The sequence below is a fragment of the Vitreimonas sp. genome, from assembly GCF_036392335.1.
Lineage (GTDB): Bacteria > Pseudomonadota > Alphaproteobacteria > Caulobacterales > Aquidulcibacteraceae > Vitreimonas.
The window spans coordinates 23443-48050 of sequence record NZ_DASVYD010000041.1; the positions used below are offsets into that span (position 1 = coordinate 23443).

The window sequence follows — 24608 nt, forward strand, 5'->3', positions numbered from 1 at the left end:
CCCTCCTCAACGCATGTGATGTGAGCGGACGAGACCGCCGTCGCGCGGCAGCGAGATCACGTCGCCATCGCGCATCGCCCAGACGGGGCCGGCGTAGGTCGTGCGCGCGGCGCGGACGAAGACTTGATCGAGTCCTGGGATCGGCGTCGGCGGCAGCAGATGCGTGAGCGCAAGCGCGCCGGCTTCCGCTTCGGTCGCGACGGCGCCCGCGTCTTCTGGGCTCGTGTGATAATCGAGGATATCGTTGAAGATCGTTCCGACGTTGCGGCGATCATTGCTGTTCGCCGCGTCTTGCATAATGGCGTTGAGCTCGGTCGAGATGGCTTCGTGCACGAGCAGATCGGCGCCGCGCGCGGCCCGCGCCACGGATTCGGCGCGCGAGGTGTCGCCGCTGACGACGATCGAGCGGCCGGCGTACTCGATGCGATAGCCGAAGGCGTTGTCGACGGGCGCATGATCGACGCCAAACGCCGTGATGCGCACACCGTCCACATCGTAGACGACGAGATCGCTTGCGCCTTCGGGGATGGCGAATTCGGTCGCGGCAAGGCCGAATCCGCCGGCGGGCACGATCTCTGGGCCGTGATGGGCCATGCGATAGCCGCTATCGATCGTGTAGGCCTCATTGAGGCCCGCGGCGACGCGCGACGTGCCGATGGGGCCGACGACGTCGAGCGGCGTGGTCGAAGCGGCGCCCGCCCAATGCTGAAGCGCGAGCGGCGCCAAGCCGTCGAAATGATCTGAGTGAAGGTGCGTGAGGAACACGTGCTCGATGTCGCCCGCGTTCACGCCCATCAACGCGAGCGTTTCAGAAGCGCCCTCACCCGCGTCGAACACGAACACACGCTCGCCCGCGATCACGGCGAAGCACGGCCCGGCGCGGCTGCGATCGGGCAAGGGTGAGCCGGTGCCGCAGAACACGGCGTGCAGTCCGTCAGGGAGTTCGGCCTTGAGCGAGGCGCCGACGCCCGCGCTTGCGGCGCGGCGCAGGATGTTCGTGGCGATGTCGGCTCTGAACCAATAGACAGCCGCAGCGCCAACGCCCAAAAGCGCCAGCACGACGAGCCAGATGATCCCGGTGCGGGATTTCATGGGCTTCCTCCCCTATTGTCTGCGGACCGAATTCACGCTTGACGCCGGCGCCATTCTTTCGGCACTCTTAGTGCCACTATATAAGCCGCATGCCGCAAGGCGGTCAATGCAAAAGCGGTTTGGAGGACACCATGCAGGTTTTGCGCACGCCCGAAGAACGCTTCGCCAATTTGCCGGACTTTCCGTACACGCCGCATTACACAGAGATTTCCGACGCTTCGGGGGCCACGCTGCGCATCGCCGCAATCGACGAAGGCCCACGGAATGTAGCGCCGGTTCTGCTCATGCATGGCGAGCCGACTTGGTCGTTTCTCTATCGGAAAATCATCGCGAAGCTGGTTGAGGCGGGGCACCGCGTGGTCGCGCCGGACCTCGTCGGCTTCGGCCGCTCGGATAAGCCCGCGGCGCGTGAGGACTATACCTACGAGCGGCATGTCAAATGGATGAGCGATTGGCTGGTGGCCAATGAGCTGCGCGACATCACATTGTTCTGCCAGGATTGGGGCGGACTGATCGGCTTGCGCCTGGTGACGGGGATGCCGGAGCGGTTTGCGCGCGTGGTGGCCGCCAACACCTTCTTGCCGGCCGGCACAGGCGCCACGCCAGCGTTCGAAGCGTGGCTGCAATTCAGCCAAAGCGTGCCGGTGTTTCCGACGCCGATGATCGTCAACGGCGGCGCCGTGCGCGAATTGAGCCAAGCCGAGCAGGATGCGTACGAGGCGCCTTATCCGGACGAGAGTTACAAGGCCGGCGCGCGGCAATTCCCGGCCTTGGTGCCGATCAAGCCGGAGATGCCGTCGGTGCAGGAAAATCTGGCGGCGTGGAAAGTGCTTGAGGATTTCAAAAAGCCGTTCCTCACCGCCTTCAGCGATCAGGATCCCATCACGCGCGGCGGCGATCTGCGCTTGCAGGAGCGCATTCCCGGCACAAAGGGCCAAGCGCACACGACGATCCAGAACGGCGGACACTTCTTGCAGGAAGATCAGCCGGACGCGATCGCTGAGGTGATCGATTCATTTATCAGGCGCACGCGCTAGATTGTGAGTCGTGAGCACATCAGAACCCCAGACCGACGGACGCCGGAAACGCGCCGACGCCAACCGCCGCCGCATCGCCCTGGCGATGCTCGAATTGGTGCGCGCGGGTGAGACCAAGCCGAGCGCCGACCAGGTGGCGGAGGCCGCGGGCGTGGGTCGGCGGACCGTGTTCCGCCTGTTCGACGATATGGAAGGCGTCTATCGCGAGATGCACGCGGAGATGACGTCGCGGCTCGCGCCGAGCTTCATGGCGCCCTTTGTATCCACCACGTGGCGCGAGCGTGTGGACGAATTGATCGAGCGGCGCGCACGTATGTTCGAGGAAATGCTGCCGATCAAAACAGCTTCGGACGCACACCGATACGCGTCGCCCTTCTTGCAGGCCGAGCACAAGAAGCTGACCAAACTGCAGCGCGACACGATGCTTGCGGTGCTGCCGCAGAACATTGCGGCGCAGCCCGAACGGGTGAGCGCGCTGGAATTGACCTTGAGCTTTGAGGCGTGGCGGCGGCTGCGTATCGAGCAGAAACTGCCGATCAAACAAGCGATCGCAACGCTGCGGCTGATGGCCAAGGCGCTGCTGCCTTAGAAGCATGCGCTCGGATCTCAATCTCCCACCGTGCGAAACCCGATATGCGACATGCCGAGGCCGGGATCGCCGGGTTGGCGCGCGCCGCTGCGGAAGCGTGCGCAGAAATTGCGGGCGCAGAGATTGGAGCCGCCTTTGATGACGCGCGGATGTTCGCCGCTGGGGCGGCCGACATCGTTCGGCGTGACGCCATCTTCATAGAGATCGCTGGTCCATTCCCACGCATTGCCGATCATGTCGTAGAGGCCGCGCGCATTGGGCGGAAAGCAGCCTATGGGCGCAAGACCTTGGTGACCGTCGTCGCCGCTGTCGCTGATGGGAAAGAAGCCCTGCCAGGTGTTGGCGATCGGTCGGCCTTGCGCGTCGAAGGCTTCGGCGCCGACGTCCTCTGGCGCGGGTGCAGCGCCGCGCATGGCGAATTCCCATTCGTTCTCAGTCGGCAAGCGCCGGCCCGCCCAAGCGGCGTAGGCTTGCGCGTCTTCGTAGGCGACCATCGTCACCGGATAGCGTTCACGGCCTTCTATCGAGGAGCCCGCGCCTTCGGGATGACGCCAATCCGCATCGGCGTCGAGGCGCCAGCCGCCTTGCGCCCGGTCGAAGATCGCCGCGCCGAGGCGTTGACCGTCCGGACCGTCGCGCTCGGCGACGGTGACGTAATTGGTGGCCGCGACGAAGGCGGCGAATTGCTGGTTGGTGACTTCGTGCGCGTCGATATTGAACGCGCCGACCACGCCGCTGCCGCCGACGCGTTCCTCCAGCTCAAAATGGGCGTCGCCGCGGGCAACGCGTCCGCCCTCGATAGCGACCACATCACCGATCTCGACCCCAACGCCGCATTGCGCTACCTGCTGCTGCGCGGGCGCACAGGCGCTGGCGGCCAGTAGCACCGCGATCGACAGCGCGTGCGCCAGAGACATCCAACTCCCGTTCATCGCGTCTTCGATGCTCCACCCGTTTTGCGCCACAATCATAGCCCCGAATGCGCAGGGGGAGGATAGAGTGATCCATCGACGCACATTCGCGCTGGCAGGCGCCGCCGCACTTTTCTCCGGCGCCGCGCGCGCGACCGAGACCGACGAGATGACGATCGGCGCCGCCAATGCGCCGCTGCATCTGATCGAATATGCGTCAGCCACCTGCCCGCATTGCGCGCATTTTCATGAAACAAATTTCGCGCTGCTCAAGTCGAATTATATCGACAGGGGAAGCGTCCGGCTGACGATGCGCGAAATGCTGACGCCGCCGCCGGCCGTCGCGCTCGCGATGTTTCAGGTCGCCCGCTGCGCCGGTGCGGGTGCGGACGAATATTTCCGCCGGTTAGGCGTTTTGTTCGCACGACGCCAAGCCATCCTTGAGAGCGGCACAATGGCTGGGGTCCGCGACGCCTTGTTCGCGATCGGCGGCGAATGGGGCTTGAGCAACGACCAGATCTGGGGGGCGATCTCCGATCCAGCCGGCGCCGCGCGCGTGCGGCGATCCATCGAGGAAGCCTCAGCGCGCGGTGTGAACGGCACGCCCGCCTTCTTCCTGAACGGTCAACGGGTGACCGATCCCAATTTCCTGACACCAGATGGAATGCCCATTATTCTGGACGCAGCGCTGGCTAATTAGGAAGATTGTTTCCCGCACCCCACGTATTGGCTTGCCCAAGGGCAAAATCTTCTCCAGTCTAGGGGTGAAACTATCCCAGCCCGGAGCTGTGGGAGGAAACATTGTCCGAAACGTTGGACGCGGTGGACACCCGCATCCTGGAATTGCTGCAAGACGACGCCAGTCTCTCGATCGCCGATATCGCCGAAAAGGTTGGCCTCTCCTCTTCGCCCGCGTGGCGACGCATCGAGCGGCTCAAGAAGGCGGAAATCATCCAGAAGCAGGTGACCCTGCTCGACAAGAAGAAGCTCGGGTTCAATTTCGAGGTCATGGCCTCGGTGAAGCTGCAGCTGCCGTCGCGCGAGAACCTCGAAAAGTTCGAAAAGGCGGTCGCCGACTGGCCGGAAGTGGTCGATTGCGCGACGGTCACCGGCGCCGTCGATTACATGATGCGGATCGTGACGCTCGACATGCACGCTTATGACGACTTCTTGCGCGACAAGATGTTGGCGCTGGGGCTCGTCTCGGACGTGCAGTCGCGGATCGTGATGCGCGTCTCCAAACGCACTACGGCGGCGCCGCTGGAATTGCTCACGGCCGCCAAGGAGTCCAAGAAAGAGGACTAGCGCGCGGCGCGCTCAGCGCGGCGGAGCATGTCGGCGGCGCGCGCGCCAACGGACCGCTGTGGGTTCGAGGGCGGCGTAAGCCGCTGCTCGCGCTCCCAACGCTCGATCAGAACCTTGGCGCGATCGAAAGCCTCGAGCAGCGGCTCGCCGTTGCGCAGATTGTGGCTGAACAGCGCATCGCCGAAGAACGTCCAATCGCGTTGCGGCTGGCAGCCAAAGGACGAGCGGTCGTGTTGGGCGGCTGTCAATATAATCGTGTTGTCATCCATCAGCGGCGCGATGAATGCGCCGCTGAAACAGGCCGAGACAATAATGACGCGGTTGCGGATGCCGGCGGCGTTGAGCATGTCGCGCAAATGCGTGGGGCGCATCGAAGCGCCGAGCCGATTGTGTTCGCGAATGGCGATCGAGCCGTCGGGCGAGCCGTGTGAGGTGAGAAAGAGCACGACGAGATCCTCGTTTGGATCAATGGTCGCGCCGACCTGGCCGATCGCGGCGGAGAAATTGTCCGGCGTCGCCGCAGGGTAATTGCGCACGCCCTGGCCGCCGGCGCTGAGGACGATGGAGCGCCCCTGCACGGCGTCGCCAAAGTGCGCGCCAAGAATCTCCGCGGCCTGCGTGGTTTCGCGCTCGAAGACGGCGTCACTCCAGAAGCCGGCGCTGATCATATAGACATCGAGCTGGCCCGGACGCTGCGGCGCGAGGCCATCGAGCGAATCGCCCATCAATTTCGCAAGCCGCGCGGCCTCGCCTGGCGGGGCGGCGATCTCGAACGAGCCGAATTGGCCATTGAATGGATCGCGCTGCTGTTGCGCTGCGACGGGCGCGGCGAAGGCCGCCCAAAGCAAAGCGATCAACATCCAGAACCGGGCCATGCATCAGCTCCCTTCGCGAACGGGGCGAGCATTCCGTATCCGGCGCTCCGCCGCAATCCCGACAAGCCGGATAGCGCTGTGGCGCCTGCTGCGCTAGCACTTGGCGCATGTACGAGGGGACCACGATAGACGAGCGCCGCCGCGATGGCTTCATCGCCGCGCGCAAGGGGCAATTGGCCGAGGCGATCGCCGCCGATCCTGGGCTGCCGCCGGGCGACAGCGCGGCCGTGCGCGACCTGTTTCGGTTGCTGGGCGCCTATCTCCACCACGAATCGCACGAGCAGCTGGACGAATTGCGGGCGCTCTATTTCCCGCTGGACCCGGACGCGGCCCCCTCGCTGCGCGACACAAGCGCCAGCGCATTCGAGACTTTTGAAGCCGCCCTGATCGAAGCTTTGGGCCGCGCGAACTTCGTCGAGATCGATCCTGACACAGTGCAGACGCGCGAGGCGACCAAGCGGCTGACGGGGCTGGCGATCAAGCCGTCGCACGCGGGCATTCGACGCATCCGCTATTTCGCGCGCGGGGCGCGGATCGAATCCATCACCGTCAAATCCTGGTTCGGCCTGCGCACGCATGTCATCGAAACACAGATGATGAGCGACGTGGTCGTGCTGGTGGGGTTCAAAGCGAGCGAGGAGATTTCGCGTGAAGATCGGCGCGCCTTCGCCGACACGCGACGCGGCGTGCGGCCCGGCGCGGCGCTGGTGAAGCATTTCCGCAATGTGGCCTCGCCCGAATTGGTGACGCTGCATCCGGGCGCGCGGCCTTCGATGCGGCCGCGCGATCAGGTGTTTTTGGCCGCGCCGGCGGTGGCGACGGGCGTGCCTGTGCTGTTGAATTTGTGGCCGGCGCTGACGGTGCTGTTCGCGGTGATCGCCGCCTATTTCGGCGCGCAGGGCGTGATCGAGGAAAATGAACTGAAGCGCGCCATCGCGGCGATTTCAGGCTTGGTCGCGGTCGGCGCCTTCGTGATGCGGCAGCGGCTCAAATATGAAGCGACGACGCTGCGCTATCAGAAGCGGCTGGCCGACACGGTGTATTTCCGCAATCTCGCCAACAATGCCGGCGTGCTCGATCTGCTGGTCGGCGCCGGCGAGGATCAGGACGCGAAGGAAGCGATCCTGGCCTATGGCTTGCTACGGCGCGCGGGCCGGCCGCTGGCGAAGGGCGAGATCGACAATTTCGCGGAAGATTACCTGCGCGAACGCTTCGGCCTCGATATCGATTTCGAAATCCACGATGCGCTGAACAAGCTGGAACGGCTTGGGCTGGTGACGCGCGAAGGCGAAACCTACACGCCCGTGCCGCCGGATGAAGCGCTGCGCAAGGTGGACGCGGCGTGGGACGGGCTGTTTAGCTTTTCGGCGCGCAGATAAACGCCCAGCACTTTGGGCCGCGCGGAGCTCGGCTCGGCGCGGTTTGGGCTTGGATTGAGGATGCCGGCTGGCAGCCGGCGGTCCGATTAAGAGCTATCGGCGGCGAGCACCTGCGGCGTGGCCAACGTGCGCACGGCATCGTGCGGCGGACGCACGGCGCGGATCGCGAACAAGCGCGTGAGGCCATGGCGCAAGCGGCGCGCGGCGCGGGCGGCCAGTGCGTCGATATCATTGAGCGCTTGAACGATGAGGCCAAGGCGCGCCAGCGGATTGCGATGTTTGAGACGGCGACGCAGCCACACGCCTTGGCCAGCGCGCAGGATGTTGCGCACGTGGGTGCGCAGCGCAAAGCCCGCGCCGGTGTAATCGCGCAGTTTGAAGGGTGTGCCGCCACGGCCTGAATAGCCGAGTTTGGCGAAGGCGTGCAGCAGCACGATATTGGCGATGGTCGCGGCGACGCGGTCGAGATTTGTGTAATACATGCGCGCCAGCAGATGGCGTTCGCTGATCTTGCCGAGCGTCGTCGAAAACATCAGCGCCCCCACCCACGCCAGCATGAGACGGGCCCAGGCGACGAGCCTGGCGTTTCTCTGCGTGCTGAGGATGGGGGACGGTTTTTTCATGCGCCTGATTATGCGGGCGGTGTGAAACCGGTTGAATAGAATCGCCGCTTCGGACCGCCGGCTTCCAGCCGACATGGTGGAAAGGCCAAGACCGTCAAAGGCTTTGCACTCGAAAAAGTAGGCCGGCTGGAAGCCGGCGGTCCGAAGGGGGTGGCGCGAATCCCTCATATTGCGCTGCCCTATGGGCATCTGGCGCGGGGTGGCGCGGCTGCTAGGTTCGGCGCGGGAGAACGCGCATGAATTATGACGAGGTGGTGCTGGGGCGGCGGAGCATTCGCGGATTCAAGCGCGAGCCGGTGCCGAAAACGCTGATCCGCGAGATCCTGCAACTCGCGATGCGGGCCCCCTCTTCGCTCAACACGCAGCCTTGGAATTTCTACGTCGTCAGCGGCGCGCCGCTCGATCGCATTCGCGCCGGCAACACCGAGCGTAATCTCGCGGGCGTGCCAGACTCGCGCGAGTTTCGTACGCAGGGCGCGTATGAAGGCGCGCATCGCGAGCGGCAGATCGAGATCGCCAAGCAATTGTTCGCGGCCATGGGCATCGATCGCCACGACGCCGAGAAGCGCAAGGATTGGGTGCTGCGCGGCTTTCGCCAATTCGATGCGCCGGTCTCGATCGTGGTGACCTATGATCGCGCGGCGCATGGCGGCGATATCGCGCCATTCGATTGCGGCGCGGTGACCAATGCGCTGGTGAATGCGGCGTGGTCGCGCGGGCTCGGCTGCGTGATCAACAGCCAAGGCATCATGCAATCACCCGTGGTGCGCGAGCATGCGAACATTCCGGATGATCAGGTGATCATGATCTGCGTGGCGATGGGTTATCCGGACAATGAGTTTCCCGCGAACGCCGTGGTGTCACGGCGCAAGAGCGTGGATGAGGCGGTGGTGTTTGTGGGGTTTGGGGATTAGGGCGGCGCGCCAAAATCTCTGATTGTGATGAGCCCTCTCTGCATTAGAATTGCGCGAGTCTAAGTGGGGGCGGACGTCATGAAACTCACACGAAACACTATTGGAAGACTTTCGGTCGCGCTCGCGAGCTTAGCGCTGAGCGCATGCGCCAGCATTCCACCGCCACCTGCGAACATGCCTCCGGCCCTCACACTAAGAGAACTCGGCGCCATTCCCGGCGTGCAATACTCTGATGTGATTGAGGCGACCGGCGCCCCATCCATTGCCTCAGGCGATATCGCGAGCGGCGGTGTGCTGATCTCCTTTCCTTACAGGTTCAAACACACGGCCGTTCTAACTGAGGATGTTATTGGATTTAGCATGACGGTCGGTGGCGTGCAGGCGCCCACGGGCTCGCCTGGATATTATGCCGGCACGTTCCGTTCGGTCGGCCCCAACGCGAGCGCTGGACCTTCCGATCTCTGGTGTTTCCTGCCGAGCGCGGCCGGTGGCGAGCGCACGAATATCTGTCTGCTTCGCAGCGCCGGCTCTCTTGCGGCGATCGCGCCCACGAGAATGAATCCGTATCTTTGGCGGCAATTCGCGGCGGCGACAGGGACGTTCGATTATGTTCACACGCCGATCTTCGAGCGCCGCGACATCGATATCCCTGGCGACCTTCGCGTGGAGTATCGGTTCGAGCGTTGGGCGTCGAACTACGTGCGGCTGGGTGAGTATGCCGTCGGCCGCCAAGTGGGCGATCTGACGCTGCCGATCAATCAAGACGGCGTCGCCATACTGCAGACGGTGGCGGGGACCGTGCGTATTTCGCGCGTGCCAGAGAATGACAGCATCGCCCGCGTAAGGACGGACACACCTTAGTCGCCGCGCTATGTTCCTTCGCTTTACGCTTCTCGTTGAGGACACAGATTCTGGACGCAAGCGCGGCGTTTTGGTCGCTGCGCACGAATTGCGCGACTCTGACAAATTGAGTGCGGACGAACACGGCGTGCTTCAAGACGCGCTACGATGGTTCAATCAAAACCTGCACGTCCCACCCTGCCTCAAGCTACCAGAGAACAGGCGCGCGTTGTCGTGGTTCAAGTCCGACGCCAAGGCGCCGCTCAGTCGTATGTGGGCATTGGTAGAAATCTTGAAGGCGCACGGATTGCAGGTTGAACTCCATAAAACGCGAACGCCTGGGCGCGTGATCTATGAGGATGGTTGGCAGGTCGTCGCGAAGCCGGTGCGCGGACAGCGCGAGGGCTGGTAATGCGCCTGTAGAACAGCATCACGCCCGTTACTCATAAATGAGCGGCATTGCGGTCCCAATAACGCGAACCTCGCTCACCAGCGCTTGGCTATCAAACACAAACTCCACCCGACGGCTCTCGGACCAACCAGGTCTGCTGCGGCCCCTGCAATTGAGCAATTCGAATGTCCACGCACCGCTGTCGGGATCGCGCCGCGCATCGAACCCCGAATAATAGACCCATCGATACCGATCGGGCTCTGGCCCGGGCTCGATAGACGCTGGCGCACCAAAATTCTGGCGCACGACGCTTTCGGTTGTCCTCCCCGGCCGGATGGTCACGCGGCCGATGACGACCGGCTCACCGGTGCAATACGGGACGTTGACCACGACGTTGGGGTCGCGATGCAATTGTCCGGCGCATCCCGAAAGGACGGCGCTCAAGACCAGAACCAGAAAATGGCGTTTCATCCGCGTCCCGCGTTTGAGCTTACGGTGCAAGCTTACCCACACGGGGGCGGAGTTGAACTCATTTCACCCTAAAGTCGCAAACCAGATCGCGTGCCTTGCGCCTTTGCCGTTGGTGTTAGCGCGGAGTTGGGATTCTTCGACGTTGGCGGGCGACGGCTAATCTTTTCGGCCTAGCGCCCAGAGAAAGAGAGCGGCCAAGCGGAAGCCGTAGATGACCGTCATCACCACAATAAGAATCTGCAGAATGCGAAGCCGCTCAGCGCCGATTAGTCCCTCGATGTGCGGCGCCAGAAAAAACATGAGCGCACCCGCGACCAGCCCAAAGGCGGCAAAGCCTACGGCTTGGTGTGCGTGCTTCTTCAACATCATCCAAGTATAGGATCGGGGCGTCTCGCCGACATAGTGCAATCGTTATTCTGGCCGTGGTGGGCACCTTGGATGTCTCACTGTCCCCCTCCCGTCGGCTTCGCCGACACCCTCCCCCGCTTTGCGGGGCGAGGGAAGCTAGGTCGTCGCAAACCAGATCACGTGCCGCGCGCCTTTGCCGTTGGTGCGGGCGCGGACTTGGGATTCTTCTACATTGAAGCCGGCGTGCTTGAGGCGGCGGGTGAAGGCGGCATCGGGCCAGGCGGACCAGATGGCGAGCACGCCGCCGGGTTTGAGTGCGGCTTTGGCGGCGGCGAGGCCGCGGCTGGAATAGAGGCGATCGTTTTCCGCGCGGACGAGACCGTCGGGGCCGTTGTCGACATCGAGCAGGATGGCGTCGTAGCGCGCGGCGCCGATGGCGTCGGCGACGTCGCCGATGATGATGCGCACGCGCGGATCGTCGAGGCAGCCGGCGGTGAGATGTTGCATGGGCCCGCGCGCCCAATCGATGATTTCGGGCACGAGTTCGGCGACATCGACGCGCGCGTCTGGGCCGAGCGCGCCGAGTGCGGCGCGCAAGGTGAAGCCCATGCCGTAGCCGCCGATCAAGAGATGCGCGGTTTTGGAATCGCGCAGGCGCTCGATCGTCATCAACGCGAGCGCTTCTTCCGAGCCGCTTTGACGGCTGCTCATCAGCTCATTGCCGCCGAGCATGATCATGAAATCGCCGCCGCGCCGGAAGAGACGGAGCTCTTCCCCGCCCGGGATTTGGGCTGTGCTTATGAGCTCGCGCGGTTGCATGACGCTCCTGTCTCAGATCGCGTGCGACTTGGCGAGAGCTTCAGCGGCTAACGCGCGTTAACGTCGATTGCGTGCACGGCTTAAGCCAATCTTGGCGCTATTACCCTAGGTTGTCCGCATGACGACCCAGTCTTACCCAGGCGATTTGGCGACGCCGCAGCAAATCCGAGCGCTGGCCGACGAATATCGGGACGCGGCGCATCTGCTGCTGAAATCCGGCAAAGCTGCAAAGTCGCTCACGCGCGCACCGTTTCGGCTCACCGCCATTCACGCGATTGAGCTTTATCTCAGCGCGCAGCTGTTACATCGCGGCTTCGCGGCGAAGAAGATCCGCACGCTCGGTCATAACCTTGCGGCGCGTGCTCTCGACAGTGGATTGGTGTTGCGCAAGCGCACGGCCGAACATCTGAAAACCTTGAGCGAACGCCGCGAATATCTCGTCACACGCTACGGGCCCGAACGCGCCGCGAGCACATCGCAGATCAACCGGTTGACCGCGACGCTTGATGAGATCGCAGAGAAAGTCACAATCGCGCTAACGACCGACGCCTCGCCGAAGCCCAAGCCTTTGGCCCTCGCCGCTCGGTGAGCTTGCGGCGAGGTGGTGCAATCAGGCTTATGAGGTTGGCGGCGTTGCCGCGCCGGCGATTTGACCTTCTGGCAGCTCGAAGCCGCATGCGACACAGAGTTTCGCGCGCGGCGTGCGGAGCGGTTTCTCGCAGCTGGGGCAGAGGCGCCCATATTGCGATAGCCGGACCCAATCGAGCTGATCGGGGTGCGCAAGCCTGACCCCGCTGATCTTCTCGTAATAATCCAAAGCATCGTCGCAACAATGCTGCGCCGCTTCCGCCAAGCTGGCGCGCGCATGCGTGCGGCAGTATTCCTTCATGCGCTCGATACGATTTTGGAGCGCGCTATGGATCGGCGCGAACTCCTCATCCGAGAGCATGGGAAGCGTGCGTTTCAGCTTCCAACTATAGGTCAAGAACGGCATGGCCCGCCCAATCTAGGCGATTGGGCGCTTATTCAAAATAGTGCGAGAACGAGGAAACGCTTGCTCCTGCGCTACCCCCTCACCCTGCCCTCTCCCCCTCTCGGGGGAGAGGGTTCTTGGTGGCGACGTTTTATTCCGCGCCGGTGCGACGAACCAGAACGTCTCTGGGGCCATCTGGCGACAATGGATCACCTTGCGCTTCGACGCGTCCGGTCGCCACCAAGGACCTCAAGCGCCACGAGAAAAAAGTATCGCTGATGAGATTGGCGCCGTCGCAATCCGCCATGGCGTTACCGACGACGTAATACCACTTCGTCCAATCGGTCGGGCAATGCTCCAGCAGATGTTGATCAAGGGCGTCATCAGGCCGCGCAACAAGCGCGCCTCCTTGCAACACTCTCACGCCACGACTTGGACGTATTTGCTTCTCGAACACTTCAGCCCAGGTCGCGCGTTCGGCGATCGTCATCAACCGCTTATTGATCTCCATTGCCGCGAGCTCGTCCGCATCGCGGAACGTCACGCCTTCCAGCTTACCAGAGGCGGGAATATCGACGTGAAAGATGTTGGTGCGATCCCGGAGCATGAACGCCGCCATGCGTTCAAATACGAAGTCGCCAGCAGAGTGCGACGACCAAAGTAGGATTTCGCTTTCTGCTGTAAGATCGGCGCCGATCGCCTTCCACTGATCATACAATCTCGGTTGGTGGGCTTCCGCATGTGGTCCGTAGGTGGTCAGCCACCATGCATCTCGCTCCTCGTCATCTCGGAGCGGCCCGAGCGAAAGTTCATCATCAATCACACGCACTTCGCCGGGCAAACCAAAATCGCGGATCGCTTGCCGCAGCAATGCTCCGGCGCTGTGGCCCTGAACAAGATTGATCCTCATGTGGCGACATTAGAGCATGGCGCATTGATTGCGAGGGCCGGCTTTACGCTCCACCCTCACCCGCATTCGCGCAGATTGCGCTTCGGCGGGCCAAGCCCTGCCCTCTCCCCCTCTCGGGGGAGAGGGTTCTCTGCGTCGTAGGGTGAGCTTGCTCGGTTTGTGTGCTGCGTTTTACATGCGCGCCAACGGAGGAAGACATGGGCGTGTTGAGCGGCAAGGTGGTGGTGGTCACGGGCGGCGGCAATGGGATTGGGCGCGAGTGTGCGTTGCTGGCGGCGCGCGAGGGCGCCGCGGTGCTGGTCAATGATCTCGGCGGCACGCTGAAGGGCGACGATGCGGGCTCGGCGGGGCCGGCCGAGACGGTGGCGCAGGAAATTCGCGCCGCGGGCGGTGTGGCGATTTCGAATTCGGACAGCGTGACCGATTATGACGCGGTCGCTTCGATGTTTGAGACGGCGAAGAAGGAATTCGGCGGCTTGCACGCCGTGATCAATCCGGCCGGGATTTTACGCGACGGCATGTTCCACAAAATGGCGGTGGACGATTGGAAGGCCGTGATCGACGTGCATTTGAACGGCGCGTTCAATGTGACGCGCGCCTCGATCGAGCATTTCCGCGCGCAGGAGGATGGCGCCTATGTGCTGTTCACATCCACGACGGGCCTGATCGGCAATATCGGCCAGGCCAATTATGGCGCGGCAAAATTGGGCGTGATGTCGCTGTCGCACATTATCGCGATGGAAAATGCGGCCAAGAATGTGCGCTCGAACGTGCTGGCGCCGTTTGCGTGGACGCGGATGATCGCGTCGATCCCGGTGAAGGATGAAGCGAGTGCGGCGCGCGTGGAGCGGATCAAGAAGAATATGCGCGCCGATCAGGTGGCGCAGATCGCGGTGGCGCTGTGCGCGGATGGGGCCAAGGACACGACCGGGCAAGTGTTTGCGGTGCGCGGCAACGAATTGTTCCTGTTCAATCAGCCGCGCCCGGTGCGCGGCATGGCGCGGGTCGAGGGCTGGTCGCCGGAGAGCATCATCGATCACGCTTTGCCGGCGCTGAAAGCGAATTATACTGACCTGGGGGCCTCAGCGAGTGTGTTCTCATGGGATCCAGTTTGATACGCGCGGCGATCGCCGCTTTGGCCTTGGCCGCGTGCGCGGCGAGCCCGGAAGCGCCGGTGCATAATCCCTTGGACGGCACGAGCTGGCGCGAAGTCAGCGGCGGCGAACATGCGCCGACGATTGAGTTCGCGGAGGGGCGCGCTTCCGGTCACGCCGGCTGCAATCGCTGGTTCGCCAGCGTGACGCATGGCGAGGGCGTGGCGATGACATTTGGCGACGCGGGCTCCACGCGCATGATGTGCGAGCCGGCGCGCATGGAAGTGGAACGCCGCTTCTTGGCCGCGCTCAACGAGACGCAGATCGCGGTGGTCGAAGGCGACACGCTGATCCTGCGCGACATCGCCGGCGCGGATGTGGCGCGGTTCACGCGCATAGGAAGCGCGCCTTAAGACGCGCTTCCGTTTGCGATCAGATTATGGCGTTGCTGGCGCGGGCGCCGGGCTTGGCATGGCGTCCACCGTCGGCAGGACGCGGCCTGAGCAACGGTCGCGCGTGCCGTCCGCGCAATTGAGCACAGCTGCTTCCGTGGCGCCTGGCGCGAAGATCACCAGCCAATGCTCAGCCGGATCGGAGCGCACTTGCGTGAGTTGCGGGCCGCATTGGATCGCGAACACGAGCGAGCCGGCGTGGCCCGCGTAAATGCTCGCCGGATCGATATTGGGCGGGACGATGCCGCGCGCTTCGGCGGCGCGGATCGAGGTGCAGGGCGGCTGCGCCTCAGGGTGCGCGCCTTGATAGGCGGTGAGTTGCTGCCACGCGAACACGGGCTGCTGGTCGGCCGGCATGGCCTGCACCTGCTCCATGAGGGACGCGGAGGCGGCGGGCGCGGCCTCGTCAGCGGGCGCTTCGGCCGGCTGGCCGCATGCTGCGAGCGCGAAAAGCGCCGCGCAGGCGAGAACGATCTTTTTCATGTATTCCTCCCTCGTCTTGCCTAAGCACGACGCCCTGGCGCACACGTCAAGCCAGTATTCAATCTGTGCCTTGAGAGCGCGCAAATCGGCGCCAACATGGGGCGTCGAAAGGTGATCCCATGATTGAGAAACGCAGCTTCGACAGCCTGGGCAAGTTCGACGCGGACTGGCTCAAGGCCCGCTATCATTTTTCCTTCTCCGGCTATCACGATCCGGAGCGCGTGCATTGGGGGGCGCTCCGCGTCTGGAACGACGACACGATCGAGCCAAAGACGGGGTTTCCGCCGCATCCGCATAGCGACATGGAAATCATTACCTACGTGCGCTCGGGCGCGATCACGCACCAGGATTCGCTGGGCAATCGCGGCCGCACCGAAGCGGGCGACGTGCAGGTGATGAGCGCGGGCTCCGGCGTGACGCACGCGGAATACAATCTCGAGGACGAGAAGACGACGATCTATCAGATCTGGATTCTGCCGAAGGAGCGCGGCGGCAAACCTTATTGGGGCGCGGCCAAGTTTCCGAAAGCCGACCGCGCAGGGTCGTTGGTCACGCTGGCGTCCGGGTTCGAAGACGACCAGAGCGCCGGCGCGTTGCCGATCCGGCAGGATGCGCGCGTGCTGGCGGCGACCTTGAACAAGGGGCAGGACGTCTCCTACCCGCTGGGCGCGGGGCGTCACGCGTACGTGGCCTTGGCCAAGGGCTCCGCGCGGGTCAATGGCGTGGACCTTGGGCCGCGTGACGGCGCCGCAATCCGCGCGGAGGACGCAATCCGAATCGAGGCCTCCGACGATGCGGAAATCGTCTTGGTCGACGCGCCTTAAAGGTGAGACACGCGTCATTTTAGGTGGCAACCGGTGACCGCCGGGCCGTCCGCGCGACAAAATGCGCGGGCGGCCCGGATTTCGGCCCAGGTCGGGTAAAAATTTACCGCCTGTTTGCCGTTCGGGCGTTCTCTCGGGACATTCTGAGGAGCGCTGAGACCGTGACGTCGCTGAGCGACATGCATGTGCTGATGGTGGACGACAGCCGCCAGATGCGCTTCCTAATCCGCAGCCTGCTGCGGGCCAGCGGCATCTATCACATGTCGGAGGCCGAGAGCGCCGCGGAAGCGCTCGACATCATGCGTATGAGCACGGTCGATCTGGTCATTCTCGATTGGAAGATGGAGCCGATCGACGGGCTGGCGCTGGCGCGCATGCTGCGCTGGTCGGAGCAGAGTCCCAATCCGTATGTGCCTATTCTGATGCTCACCGCGCACACGGAAGCCTCGCGCGTGGCGGCGGCGCGGGATGCGGGCGTATCCGGCTTCGTCAAGAAGCCGATCAGCGCCCGATTGTTGTTCGAGCGCGTGTCGTTTGCCCTGACCGACAGCCGCATGTTCGTGCGCAGTGCGGACTTCTTCGGCCCCGACCGGCGCAAAGGGCAGACGCCGGGCTATGCTGGCCCGTTCCGCCGCAAGAGCGACAGCGGCGAGGAAGAATTGTTCGACATCGAGGATGTGCGCTACCGCGCCTGAGCTGCGGCAATGGCTTGCTTGTACGCGAGCTCAAGCGCAAGGCTGGGGGCGTTCGCGGGGATAACATGCTGAGACTTGCGATTGTAGCTGTGATGCTGGCGTCGTTGAGTGCGTGCGTCGCGGGCGCCGTGGTGGGCGCCGCGGTGGGCGTGACCGGCGCCGTGGTCGGGACCGCGGTGAAGACGACGGGCGCGGTCGTCGATGCGGCGATTCCGGACGACGACGACGATGAGGATGATGACGACGACGATGATTGAGGTCGTCGCGCGAACGTGAATGGCGCCATCGCCGCGACATGCCCATATTGGCTCCAGGATCATTCGAAGGAGCCGCTTCATGCGCGTGACGTTCGCTCTCGTTGGTTTAGCTGCTTTGTCGTTCGCAAGTGCAGCGTCGGCGGATGCGCCGGTCGTCGCGCCGATCTCCTTCTCCTCTGAATTCCAGACCGATCTCGACGAAGAATATGGCGCGCGCGAGGGCGAGTATCTGCGCACCTATGCGCACCGCGCGGTCACCGAAGCGCTGGCGCGGCGCGGCGCGGGCAATGGCCTGACGATCGAGATCGAAATCGTCGACGCCGATCCGAACCGGCCCACCTTCCAACAGGCGTCGCACCGTCCGGGGCTAGATTCGTTCCGTTCGATCTCGATCGGCGGCGCGGAATTGCGTGCGGTGCTGCGTGATGCGAACGGCGCGGTGGTGAGCGAAGTCGAGCATGATCGCTACAATCACTCGCTCGCGGATTTGACTGGCGCGGAATCGACGTGGTCGGAGGCGCATCGCGCCATTCGCCAATTCGCGAATAAGGTCGCCGACGCCTACGTCGCCAACGCGCGCTAATCCCTAGCGGATGCCGAGAATTTTGTGCGTCTGGACGCTTAAGCGCCATTGCGGGTGCGCGAGGCAATAGGCGATCGCGGCGTGCGTGTTGGCGTCACGCGTGGGGCTATCCATCGGCTGCAGATAGAAATGCTTGAAGGCGAGCCCCGCGTAACGCGCGGGGTCGCCGTTTTCTTGCGGATAGACAAGCTTTAGCTCGTGGCCGCTCTGCTGGATGAATTCGGCATTGGCTTTGGGGCTGACGCAAATCCAATCGATGCCGGCGGGCGCTGCGATCGTCCCATTGGTCTCCACGGCGATCTCAAAGCCGCGCGCGTGCAGCGCATCGATCAAAGGCGCATCGAGTTGCAATAGAGGTTCGCCGCCGGTGCAAACAACGTAAGGCGCGCCGCCGCCTGGCCAGAATTTGGCTGCGGCGTTGGCGAGCGCTTCGGCGGTTTCAAATTTGCCGCCGCCGTCGCCATCCACGCCGACGAATTGCGTGTCGCAGAATTGGCAGATCGCATCGGCGCGATCTTGTTCGCGGCCAGTCCAGAGATTGCAGCCGGCGAAGCGCATGAACACGGACGGTCGCCCCGCCCGCGCGCCCTCGCCTTGCAGCGTATAGAACATCTCTTTGACGCTGTAGGTCATCGCGCCGCGCCCCACGCTTCCCATCCCTTCGCCCTCAGGTCGCAGGCGGGACAGGCGCCGCAGCCATAGCCCCAGGCGTGGCGATGGGTGCGGTCGCCTTCGTAACAGGTGTGGGTGTGTTCGACGATGAGGTCGACGAGCGCATCGCCGCCGAGATCGTACGCGAGGCCCCAGGTCGCGCCCTTGGTGAGATGCATCAGGGGCGTTTCGATTTTCATCGGCCGTTCGAGGCCGAGCGCGAGCGCGCGTTCTTGCGCATCGATCGTATCGCGCCGGCAATCGGGATAGCCGGAGAAATCGGTCTCACACATGCCGCCCACGAGCACATCGATGCCGCGCCGATAAGCTTGCGCGGCGGCGACGGTGAGGAAGACGAGATTGCGGCCAGGCACGAACGTGGTTGGCAATCCGCTCTCGGCCATTTCAATGGCGCGATCAGCGGTCAGCGCGCTTTCGGCGAGCGCGCCATAGCCGGAAATGTCGACGACAATGTCTGGCCCCAGGCGCGCGGCCCAATCGGGGTTCAGCGCGGCCATGCATCGGCGCACGGTTTCGCGTTGTTCCAATTCGATGGCGTGACGCTGGCCGTAGAAAAAGCCGATGGTCTCGACGCGCGCATAGCGCTGCAGCGCCCAGGCGAGGCAGGTCGCGGAATCCTGTCCGGCGGAGAAGAGAACGAGCGCGGCGTCAGTCATTTGCCGGTCTTATATACGGGCGCTGTGGACTGCTCACCATGCCATGCTGCAGCCGCGAAATTTGCTGCAACGCAGCATTGATTGCCCGTTTTGCATAAGTTTCAGGCAGTCACGTTCCGCCATCGTAACGTCAGTGTTGCCCGCCCGCCTCAAGCGCCAAAATCGCGTGACGGCGCCGTCAGTTTGGCCAGCGTGGCCGGTTGACACATGCCTGTCTCCTAAGCGCTATAGCGACGGACAGGTAGGGTGCGCTGGGACTCACGTGAGTCTCACATAACTCTAATTTGCCGAATGGTTCGCCGCCGCGCTCATATCAGAAAGCGCCAGGCGGCTCTGGGAGGACGGCGATGAGCAAGAAATCAAATTGGGGACGGGTTCTTTTGACGGGCGCTTCGCTCGCGGCGATGGGCGCGCTGTCGCCGGCGTTGGCGCAGGACGAGGACGTGTCGGAAGAAATCGTCGTGACGGCCACGGGCCGCGCGGCGGCGATCCAGGACGTTCCGATCGCAGTGACCGCGGTCAGCGGCGAAGCTCTGCAAAATTCCGGCGCGAATGATCTCCGCGACGTGACCCAAGTCGCCCCTTCGCTCGAAATGGGTACGGGCCAATCGAATTCGTCGGGCACCACCGCCCGCATCCGCGGCATCGGCACCGGCTCGGACAATCCGGGCTTTGAAGCCGCCGTCGGCATCTTCATCGACGGCGTCTATCGCGCCCGCGCCGGCGCGGCCCTCGCCGACCTCCCGGAGCTTGAGCGCGTTGAAGTGCTGCGCGGCCCGCAAGGCACGCTCTACGGTCGCAACACCTCGGCTGGCGCCATCTCGGTCATCACCGCGGGTCCGGATTTCAGTCCGGGCATGTGGATGGAAGGCACCGTTGGCTTCGACGACCTCGAAGAAACCGGCGCCCGCGTTGGCGGCAACCTCCCGTTGACGGATACGCTGGCGGTGCGCCTCGACGGCTCGATCCGCGCGCGCGACGGCTACATCACCGACCTGATCTCAGGCGACGATATCAACAATCGCGACCGCTCTTCGCTGCGCGCTCAGGCGCTGTGGGATATCTCCCCGGACGCCACACTGCGCGTGATCGTCGATGGCGCGCAATCGGATGAAGTGTGCTGCGGCATCACCCCGCTCATCTATGGTTCGACCAACACCGCCGTGGGCCTAATCACGGGCGGCGCAGGCAGCCCGCCGATTGATCTCGACGCGCGCGCCATGACTGTGACGCCGGGACGCTCCTACGGTGAAGAGACCGAAGAATGGGGCATCTCCGGCCAACTCGATTGGGATTTGGGCTTCGCCAATCTCACCTCGATCACGGCCTATCGCGATTGGAGCGCAACGCGCGATCAAGACGTCGATTTCAACGTGATCGACATCGCTTATCGCGACGGCTTGGAAGTCGGCTTCGAGAACTTCACCCAGGAATTCCGCCTGCAAGGTGAAACGGGCCGCGTCAACTGGCTCGTCGGCGCCTTCTATGCGGACGAAACGCTGGACACGACGGACACGATCCGGATCGGCGCGAACTCGAACCTGTTCGCCAACCTCGTGACCCGCGGTGCGTCGACCACGCTCGCCACGCCGAACGGCTGCGAATTGTATGATTCCACCGCCGCCGACGCGGACGGCGTGACCGACCCGATCCCGTCGTTCTTCCTGTGCGCCACGGGCAACCCGGCGTTCGCCGACGTCTATCTAACCGGCAACACTACCGGCCAGGGCCAGCAAAATGACCACTGGGTCGTCGATACGCAGAGCATCGCGCTCTTCACGCACAACGAAATCAGCCTGAGCGACGCGCTCACGCTGACGGTTGGCCTGCGCTACAGCTCGGAAACGAAGGACCTCACGGGCGATCTGCTCTCGACGTCGAATTCGTGCTTGTCATTGCAGGGTGTTGAAGCCTTCACCGACGGCCTTGTCCCGGGACCGGGCGGCATCGTCACGGTGCTGCAGGGGAGCGCAGCCTCGGCTCTGATGAACATCGCCTGCAACCCGGCCGTTAACCCAATCGCCAACGGCAACTGGGAAGGCGACAGCGAGGAAGAAGAGCTCAGCGGCACGCTCTCGCTGGCCTACAACCTCAATGACGACGTGATGATCTACGGCGGCTATTCGCGCGGTTACAAAGCGGGCGGCTTTAACGTCGATCGCTCGGGCTTCGCGATCACTCCGGCCCTCATCGACCCGAGCCTGCTCAGCGTCGACCAGCTGGCGTTCGCACCGGAATTCACGGATGCGTTCGAAATCGGCATCAAGTCGACAGTGCTTGGCGGCACCACGACGGTGAATCTCACCGGCTTCTACCAAGAGATCCACGACTACCAGCTGAACGCCTTCAACGGCTTCAACTTCATCACCCGCAACATTCCGGAAGCAATCAGCCAAGGCGCCGAGCTCGAAATTTCGGCTCGTCCGACCGACAATCTGACGCTGACGGGCGGCGTTGTGTACACGGATGCGTTCTACGACAGCGAAGTGCGGTTCAATCCGCTGACGGAGGTCCTCGGCGATGCTGACCCGAACGCCGTCTTCTCCGGCCAGCCGTTCGCGTTCGCGCCAGAACTGACGGTGACCGCTGCGGCCACCTACGTGCACCCGATCGGCGATAACCTGCAGGCGTTGTTCTACATCGACACCCGCTGGAACGATGGCTATCGCACGCAGACCCTCAGCCGCGAGCCGAACGGCGCGACGGACAACGATGCGTTCGCGATCTTCAATGGCCGCGTCGGCATCGGTTCGCAGGACGAGCGCTGGTCGCTCGAATTCTGGGGCCGCAACCTGTTCGACGAGAGCTATTTCGTCGGCGCGTTCTCGCCGCCGTTGCAGAACGACTACGTCGTCTACCCGAACGAGCCGGCGACCTACGGCGTCACGCTCCGCGCCCGCTACTAAGCGCACGCGAAGCAACGATTACGGCGATGGCCGGAGCGAAAGCTCCGGCCATTTGCTTTTGTGTTGGAGGCGCGCGCGACGCGGCGTAAAGGCTGGCGCATGGGCGGCGACCTCGACGTTCTGATCGTGGATGATCACGAAGCCATGCGCGTGATGCTGGCGCGGGTGATGGCGTCGGCAGGCGCCAAACGCGTGCGAGAAGCGTCACGCGGGGAATTGGGCCTGGAGATGCAGGCGGAGGCGCCGGCGCACTTAATCCTGGTCGACAGCGGTATGCCGGGCATGGACGGGGTCAGCTTCATCAGCGCCGTGCGCAGCGACGCGCGCTACGGGGCGCCCTGCATCGTCATGATCACCGGACATGACAATGCGGAACTGAATGAAGCCGCACACGCGGCCGGCGCGAACGCGGTGATGGTGAAGCCGGTGAGCCCGCGCGCGTTGATCAGCAAGGTGCAGGATTTGCTGCGCTAGGCGCGGCGCGTCGCCCTTCGACAAGCTCAGGGGGACGCGATTGTCGGCGACAGCGCTCGCTAGGCCCGGCCGCGCAGCATCTGCAGGACGAAGGAGAAATCCTTGCCCGCATGGCCAGCGGCGACGAGCTCTTCGTAGATCGCGGCCGCCGCGCCGCCGAGCGGGGTTGGCGCGCCCGTGCCGTCGGCGGCTTCCTGCGCGAGCTTCAGATCCTTCAGCATCATGGCGGAGGCGAAGCCGCCTTCGTAATTGCGGTTCGAGGGCGCGGTCGGCACTGGGCCAGGCCATGGGCAATAGGAGGTGAGCGACCAGCATTGGCCGCTGGCCTTGCTGGCGATGTCGTAGAATTTCTGCGCGTCGAGGCCGAGCGATTCCGCGAGCGTAAAAGCTTCGCTGACGCCGATCATGGAAATGCCGAGCAGCATGTTGTTGCAAATCTTGGCCGCCTGCCCGGCGCCGCTGTCGCCGGCATGGATGATGGCTTTGGCCATTGGCTTCAGCGCCTCTTCGATCTCGGCGAAATCCTGCTCGCGGCAGCCGACCATGAAGGTGAGCGTGCCGCCGCTGGCCGCCGCCGTGCCGCCAGAGACCGGCGCATCGGCGGCGCGGAAGCCTTGCATGGCGGCGTCGCGCGCGACGGTGCGGGCGCTGTCGACATCGATGGTGGAGCAATCGATCAGCAGCGCATCGCGCGGCGCATTGGGCAGGATCGCGCTCATGTACACGTCGCGCACGTGCTGGCCCGCGGGCAGCATGGTGATGACGATATCTGCGTCCTTCACGGCGTCGGCGGCGCCCGCCGCGGCGTTGATGCCGTGTTCCTTAGCGCGCTCCAGCGCTTCGGCGGAGAGATCAAACGCGATCACTTCGCGCCCGGCCTTGGCCTGATTGGCCGCCATGCCCGAGCCCATATTGCCGAGGCCGATAAATGCAACGCGGGTCATGTGTTTGCTCCTAAATCTCAGGCCAACGGCTTCCACGCCTCGCCTTCCGGCAGGGGCGCGAATATTTCGTCCAGCATCGCATCGGTGACGCCCGCGAGCGTGGCTGGGTTCCATCGGGGTTTGTTGTCTTTGTCGACGATCAGCGCGCGCACGCCTTCGATGAAATCGTGGCGCTGCACGACGCGCGCGCCGATCGCGTATTCTTGGCGCATCTCGTCGGCGAAGCTTTGCATGGCCGCGCCTTCGCGCAGTTGGCGGAAGGCGACTTTCAAGGTCTGCGGCGATTTGCTCGCGAGTGTAGCGAGTTGGGCTTTGGCCCAGTCGGAGCCATCGGCTTCGAGCGCGGCGATGATGGCTTCGACGCTTTCGATCGCGAAGATGCGATTGATGCGCTCGAGATTCTCCGGCGTGAGTTCTTTCGGGCGGCCAGCGCCTTCGCTGAGCGCTTCCAACCCGCTTTCGAGCGCGCGTTCGGGTTCGTGCGTTTGTGCAGCGCCGGCGATTTGCGCGCGCGCGGCAGCGAGGATTTCGGTCGGCATGTAATGCGTGGCGATGCCGGCGACGAGACAATCGGCGGCTTTCAGCCGCGCGCCGGTGAGCGCGAGCCACATGCCGATGGCGCCCGGCTTGCGCGGCAAATACCAGCCGCCGCCGACGTCGGGAAACAAGCCAATGCCGGTTTCGGGCATGGCGTAGGTGGTGTTCTCGGTGGCGATGCGGAAGCGCGCGGGCATCGAGATGCCGACGCCGCCGCCCATCGTGACGCCGTCGATCAACGCGACGATCGGCTTCGGGTACGTGAACAGCAGATGGTTGAGCTGATACTCAGTGTAGAAGAAGTCGCGCGCCTCGGCGCCGTCGCGCGCGCCGCTTTCGGCCAACATGCGGATATCGCCGCCCGCGCAAAAACCGCGCGTGCCTTCGGCGTGATCGATCATGATGACGCGCACGCTTTCGTCCGCGCGCCAGCTTTGCAGCGCCGCGATCATGTCGCGGCACATGTGCGTGTTGAGCGCGTGCAGGGCAGCGGGGCGGTTCAGCGTGATGCGGGCTAGGCCGGCGTTGGTGGAGGTGAGGATTTCAGTCATTGC

The 24608-nt window shown here is 63.8% G+C and carries 31 protein-coding genes; 17 read left to right on the plus strand and 14 right to left on the minus strand.

Annotation, left to right across the window (positions count from 1 at the left end; genetic code table 11):
* Positions 1–6 precede the first annotated feature (6 nt).
* Positions 7–1092, minus strand: coding sequence for an MBL fold metallo-hydrolase (locus VF769_RS09425; protein ID WP_331008144.1), 1086 nt, complete (start codon positions 1090–1092; stop codon positions 7–9).
* A 131-nt stretch (positions 1093–1223) separates the two neighbouring features.
* Here VF769_RS09425 and VF769_RS09430 point away from each other — a divergent pair, with 131 nt between their 5' ends.
* Together VF769_RS09430 and VF769_RS09435 are read left to right on the plus strand one after the other, a co-directional pair.
* A complete protein-coding gene (locus VF769_RS09430) occupies positions 1224–2129 on the plus strand; it encodes a haloalkane dehalogenase (RefSeq protein ID WP_331008145.1) in 906 nt (301 codons plus the stop codon).
* A gap of 10 nt (positions 2130–2139) precedes the next feature.
* On the plus strand, positions 2140–2718 hold the full coding sequence (locus VF769_RS09435; RefSeq protein ID WP_331008146.1) for a TetR/AcrR family transcriptional regulator: 579 nt from the start codon (positions 2140–2142) through the stop codon (positions 2716–2718).
* A gap of 17 nt (positions 2719–2735) precedes the next feature.
* On the opposite strand, the gene VF769_RS09440 is transcribed toward VF769_RS09435, so the two are convergent.
* The gene (locus tag VF769_RS09440; RefSeq protein WP_331008147.1) at positions 2736–3635 is read right to left on the minus strand and encodes a formylglycine-generating enzyme family protein; all 900 of its coding nucleotides are present in this window, start codon (positions 3633–3635) and stop codon (positions 2736–2738) included.
* Positions 3636–3717: 82 nt separating this feature from the next.
* Here VF769_RS09440 and VF769_RS09445 point away from each other — a divergent pair, with 82 nt between their 5' ends.
* Both VF769_RS09445 and VF769_RS09450 read left to right on the plus strand, forming a co-directional pair.
* Positions 3718–4329 carry a thioredoxin domain-containing protein gene (locus VF769_RS09445; protein WP_331008148.1) on the plus strand — a complete coding sequence of 204 codons (612 nt, stop codon included), beginning with the start codon at positions 3718–3720 and terminating at the stop codon, positions 4327–4329.
* 101 nt (positions 4330–4430) lie between these two features.
* Entirely contained in the window at positions 4431–4934 is a 504-nt protein-coding gene (locus VF769_RS09450; RefSeq protein WP_331008149.1) for an Lrp/AsnC family transcriptional regulator, read from the plus strand.
* On the opposite strand, the gene VF769_RS09455 is transcribed toward VF769_RS09450, so the two are convergent.
* A complete protein-coding gene (locus VF769_RS09455; RefSeq protein ID WP_331008150.1) occupies positions 4931–5809 on the minus strand; it encodes a C13 family peptidase in 879 nt (292 codons plus the stop codon). The genes VF769_RS09450 and VF769_RS09455 overlap by 4 nt on opposite strands.
* A 107-nt stretch (positions 5810–5916) precedes the next feature.
* Here VF769_RS09455 and VF769_RS09460 point away from each other — a divergent pair, with 107 nt between their 5' ends.
* Positions 5917–7188 carry a DUF3754 domain-containing protein gene (locus VF769_RS09460; RefSeq protein ID WP_331008151.1) on the plus strand — a complete coding sequence of 424 codons (1272 nt, stop codon included), beginning with the start codon at positions 5917–5919 and terminating at the stop codon, positions 7186–7188.
* An 86-nt stretch (positions 7189–7274) separates the two neighbouring features.
* On the opposite strand, the gene VF769_RS09465 is transcribed toward VF769_RS09460, so the two are convergent.
* Positions 7275–7811, minus strand: coding sequence for a hypothetical protein (locus tag VF769_RS09465; RefSeq protein ID WP_331008152.1), 537 nt, complete (start codon positions 7809–7811; stop codon positions 7275–7277).
* Between the two features lie 236 nt (positions 7812–8047).
* Here VF769_RS09465 and VF769_RS09470 point away from each other — a divergent pair, with 236 nt between their 5' ends.
* The 3 genes from VF769_RS09470 to VF769_RS09480 all read left to right on the plus strand — a co-directional run bounded on the left by VF769_RS09470 (position 8048) and on the right by VF769_RS09480 (position 9977).
* Complete coding sequence (locus VF769_RS09470; protein ID WP_331008153.1) at positions 8048–8725, plus strand: nitroreductase; 678 nt, start codon at positions 8048–8050, stop codon at positions 8723–8725.
* A gap of 360 nt (positions 8726–9085) precedes the next feature.
* The gene (locus VF769_RS09475) at positions 9086–9586 is read left to right on the plus strand and encodes a hypothetical protein (protein ID WP_331008154.1); all 501 of its coding nucleotides are present in this window, start codon (positions 9086–9088) and stop codon (positions 9584–9586) included.
* A gap of 10 nt (positions 9587–9596) precedes the next feature.
* Positions 9597–9977 (plus strand): hypothetical protein, encoded by a 381-nt coding sequence (locus VF769_RS09480; protein ID WP_331008155.1) that lies wholly within the window; start codon positions 9597–9599, stop codon positions 9975–9977.
* Positions 9978–10004: 27 nt separating this feature from the next.
* Here the strand turns inward: VF769_RS09480 and VF769_RS09485 are convergent, their stop codons facing one another.
* From VF769_RS09485 to VF769_RS09495, 3 genes are all read right to left on the minus strand, one after another.
* Positions 10005–10427, minus strand: a complete 423-nt coding sequence (locus VF769_RS09485) for a hypothetical protein (RefSeq protein WP_331008156.1) — start codon at positions 10425–10427, stop codon at positions 10005–10007.
* Positions 10428–10583: 156 nt separating this feature from the next.
* Positions 10584–10835, minus strand: a complete 252-nt coding sequence (locus VF769_RS09490) for a hypothetical protein (protein WP_331008157.1) — start codon at positions 10833–10835, stop codon at positions 10584–10586.
* Positions 10836–10931: 96 nt separating this feature from the next.
* The gene (locus VF769_RS09495) at positions 10932–11594 is read right to left on the minus strand and encodes a hypothetical protein (RefSeq protein ID WP_331008158.1); all 663 of its coding nucleotides are present in this window, start codon (positions 11592–11594) and stop codon (positions 10932–10934) included.
* Positions 11595–11712: 118 nt separating this feature from the next.
* On the opposite strand from VF769_RS09495, the gene VF769_RS09500 reads away from it, so the two are divergent.
* Positions 11713–12183: a hypothetical protein gene (locus VF769_RS09500; RefSeq protein WP_331008159.1), complete on the plus strand. Its 471-nt coding sequence runs from the start codon at positions 11713–11715 to the stop codon at positions 12181–12183.
* Between the two features lie 27 nt (positions 12184–12210).
* On the opposite strand, the gene VF769_RS09505 is transcribed toward VF769_RS09500, so the two are convergent.
* Positions 12211–12588 (minus strand): hypothetical protein, encoded by a 378-nt coding sequence (locus tag VF769_RS09505; RefSeq protein ID WP_331008160.1) that lies wholly within the window; start codon positions 12586–12588, stop codon positions 12211–12213.
* 130 nt (positions 12589–12718) lie between these two features.
* Positions 12719–13477 (minus strand): DUF3658 domain-containing protein, encoded by a 759-nt coding sequence (locus VF769_RS09510; RefSeq protein ID WP_331008161.1) that lies wholly within the window; start codon positions 13475–13477, stop codon positions 12719–12721.
* A gap of 197 nt (positions 13478–13674) precedes the next feature.
* On the opposite strand from VF769_RS09510, the gene VF769_RS09515 reads away from it, so the two are divergent.
* Both VF769_RS09515 and VF769_RS09520 read left to right on the plus strand, forming a co-directional pair.
* The gene (locus tag VF769_RS09515; RefSeq protein WP_331008162.1) at positions 13675–14592 is read left to right on the plus strand and encodes an SDR family NAD(P)-dependent oxidoreductase; all 918 of its coding nucleotides are present in this window, start codon (positions 13675–13677) and stop codon (positions 14590–14592) included.
* Positions 14577–14984: an META domain-containing protein gene (locus VF769_RS09520; protein ID WP_331008163.1), complete on the plus strand. Its 408-nt coding sequence runs from the start codon at positions 14577–14579 to the stop codon at positions 14982–14984. The genes VF769_RS09515 and VF769_RS09520 overlap by 16 nt, the downstream gene beginning before the upstream one ends.
* Positions 14985–15008: 24 nt before the next feature.
* Here VF769_RS09520 and VF769_RS09525 read toward each other — a convergent pair whose 3' ends face one another.
* A complete protein-coding gene (locus VF769_RS09525) occupies positions 15009–15506 on the minus strand; it encodes a hypothetical protein (protein WP_331008164.1) in 498 nt (165 codons plus the stop codon).
* A 119-nt stretch (positions 15507–15625) separates the two neighbouring features.
* Between VF769_RS09525 and VF769_RS09530 the strand changes: the two genes are divergently transcribed.
* The 4 genes from VF769_RS09530 (at position 15626) to VF769_RS09545 (ending at position 17865) form a co-directional block, all read left to right on the plus strand.
* Positions 15626–16330: a pirin family protein gene (locus tag VF769_RS09530; protein WP_331008165.1), complete on the plus strand. Its 705-nt coding sequence runs from the start codon at positions 15626–15628 to the stop codon at positions 16328–16330.
* A 161-nt stretch (positions 16331–16491) separates the two neighbouring features.
* Complete coding sequence (locus tag VF769_RS09535; protein ID WP_331008166.1) at positions 16492–17025, plus strand: response regulator; 534 nt, start codon at positions 16492–16494, stop codon at positions 17023–17025.
* Between the two features lie 65 nt (positions 17026–17090).
* Positions 17091–17282, plus strand: coding sequence for an NF038104 family lipoprotein (locus tag VF769_RS09540; protein WP_331008167.1), 192 nt, complete (start codon positions 17091–17093; stop codon positions 17280–17282).
* Positions 17283–17361: 79 nt separating this feature from the next.
* Positions 17362–17865, plus strand: coding sequence for a hypothetical protein (locus VF769_RS09545; protein ID WP_331008168.1), 504 nt, complete (start codon positions 17362–17364; stop codon positions 17863–17865).
* A 3-nt stretch (positions 17866–17868) separates the two neighbouring features.
* Here the strand turns inward: VF769_RS09545 and queE are convergent, their stop codons facing one another.
* Positions 17869–18498 carry a 7-carboxy-7-deazaguanine synthase gene (gene queE / locus VF769_RS09550; protein WP_331008169.1) on the minus strand — a complete coding sequence of 210 codons (630 nt, stop codon included), beginning with the start codon at positions 18496–18498 and terminating at the stop codon, positions 17869–17871.
* A complete protein-coding gene (gene queC / locus VF769_RS09555) occupies positions 18495–19193 on the minus strand; it encodes a 7-cyano-7-deazaguanine synthase QueC (RefSeq protein WP_331008170.1) in 699 nt (232 codons plus the stop codon). Before queC ends, queE begins: the two co-directional genes overlap by 4 nt.
* A 347-nt stretch (positions 19194–19540) precedes the next feature.
* Between queC and VF769_RS09560 the strand changes: the two genes are divergently transcribed.
* Positions 19541–22099 carry a TonB-dependent receptor gene (locus VF769_RS09560; RefSeq protein ID WP_331008171.1) on the plus strand — a complete coding sequence of 853 codons (2559 nt, stop codon included), beginning with the start codon at positions 19541–19543 and terminating at the stop codon, positions 22097–22099.
* 99 nt (positions 22100–22198) lie between these two features.
* Entirely contained in the window at positions 22199–22573 is a 375-nt protein-coding gene (locus VF769_RS09565; protein WP_331008172.1) for a response regulator, read from the plus strand.
* Between the two features lie 59 nt (positions 22574–22632).
* On the opposite strand, the gene mmsB is transcribed toward VF769_RS09565, so the two are convergent.
* Together mmsB and VF769_RS09575 are read right to left on the minus strand one after the other, a co-directional pair.
* Complete coding sequence (gene mmsB, locus VF769_RS09570) at positions 22633–23517, minus strand: 3-hydroxyisobutyrate dehydrogenase (RefSeq protein ID WP_331008173.1); 885 nt, start codon at positions 23515–23517, stop codon at positions 22633–22635.
* Positions 23518–23534: 17 nt separating this feature from the next.
* On the minus strand, positions 23535–24605 hold the full coding sequence (locus VF769_RS09575) for an enoyl-CoA hydratase/isomerase family protein (protein ID WP_331008174.1): 1071 nt from the start codon (positions 24603–24605) through the stop codon (positions 23535–23537).
* Between the last annotated feature and the right edge of the window lie 3 nt (positions 24606–24608).